At 36.5% G+C, this 1,562-nt stretch carries 1 protein-coding gene; it reads right to left on the reverse strand.

The window, feature by feature from the left end; translation table 11 throughout:
* Nucleotides 1–1,217 precede the first annotated feature (1,217 nt).
* On the reverse strand, nt 1,218–1,475 hold the full coding sequence (locus AC4II3_RS31125; protein ID WP_044494119.1) for an NDH complex assembly factor CRR9: 258 nt from the start codon (nt 1,473–1,475) through the stop codon (nt 1,218–1,220).
* Nucleotides 1,476–1,562: the final 87 nt, after the last annotated feature.

The raw sequence follows: 1,562 nt of genomic DNA on the forward strand, positions 1-1,562 counted from the left end.
CGGGCGATTGGGTGGTGCCGAAAGCCGCAGTGCTTCTACAAGAGCGTTGACTTGCTCATCCTCTACCTGTGCTGATACTGGTATTGCCCACAACCCCACACTCACTATTATTCCGGTCAAGATCAGATTTTGAAATTTATTGATTACTTTATTGATTACATATAATAAAGTGATCATTTATTTTTAAATTTATTTTATATCTAAAATTAACTGAACTAGAAATGCCACTAATCCCGACAGTGATCAGTGAAGTAAGAAAGAACGATGAATGATTAATAATGAATAGCCCGATCCTAGGAGTTAGGGGCTTGTACTGGAAAAACGATTAATACAAAACTATGTGCCTATAGCGTTTTTATATAGGTTGTAAACAAAGATATGGCAGAAATTGGCTTGCCTACAATAGGCAAAAGGCAAGAGCAGAAAGAGATCCAGAGTTTTATTCAACAATCAAAAAAGACCTTTGAGGTTTACATCTCATTTGTAAACGCTATATTATGTGTCAATTCATCGTTCATCATCCCTAAGACATACTTTCTTAGACTTAAGGAATTTTTGAGAATAATTCGATGATGATGGGGGCTGTGAACAATAGAGCAATATCTAAAATCGTGATGGCTGCGAAGCGAATTTTTTGAGTATTCATGATGCACCGTTTCCTTGAGTATTAACAGCTGACCTAAGAATGCTAGCGGTAACTTATATCCATTTCATCGGTTTAGATCACGAAAGACTGTGATTTACGACAATGCATATATGTGATCTTGATCACTAATTTTACCCAAAATCCTCTAAACCGTCATTTATAAAGTAAGGATTAAATCCCTGTAGGGCCCTTGATAGCTAAACCATTGGTAAGTTTTTACTAGTGACAAAACTAAAATTAGCCGCTGAAGCAGTATATTAAATAGGTGCGTTAAAAATTATTAACGCACCCAAAGGATTTAATATTTATTTTATAAATAAGCTCTAAATTACTGATTTTTTATCAGGTTTTGTTGGGGATTGTTTGTTAACAGTACTATGGAGTAAACTGTCAACAAACAACCGATAATATCAAGTCCAGTTAATCACTTCCAAAATAATCCCTGGATAGTTGGTAATGAGTAATCGTTGGTGGATAATCGTCAACTACCAATTACCAATTATCAATTACCAATTACCAACTATCACTTACCAACTATTATTCAAGGGGAGAATATTAGCTGTTTATCGGCTTACCATTTCAAAAATGCTGCTTCTACCCCTTGTTCTCGCCGAATCTTACTATCCTTCTCAAACCAATCGATGATCTGCTGATGGGTCAACTCTTCCATGGGCACCCCAGTATCTTGTGAAATATGCTTCAACAGTCTGAGGGAGGAAATCGTTAAACGAGTTAAAAATTTCTCTGGGGAAGAGAGCAATGCTTGGTCTACATCAGCGGATTCTTCCGGAGTTAAGAATTGGATTGAGGATTGCTGGGAATCAGCCATAAGGGTTTTTAAGGTTGACTATATAACTTTTAAGCTATCAGCTATCAGCTATCAGCTATCAGCTATCAGCTATCAGCTATCAGCTAT

This window comes from Moorena sp. (assembly GCF_982860115.1).

Coding starts and splice junctions, on each gene's coding strand:
- AC4II3_RS31125 (WP_044494119.1), bottom strand. CDS start 1,475: ATGGCTGATTCCCAGCAATCCTCAATCCAATTCTTAACTCCGGAAGAA.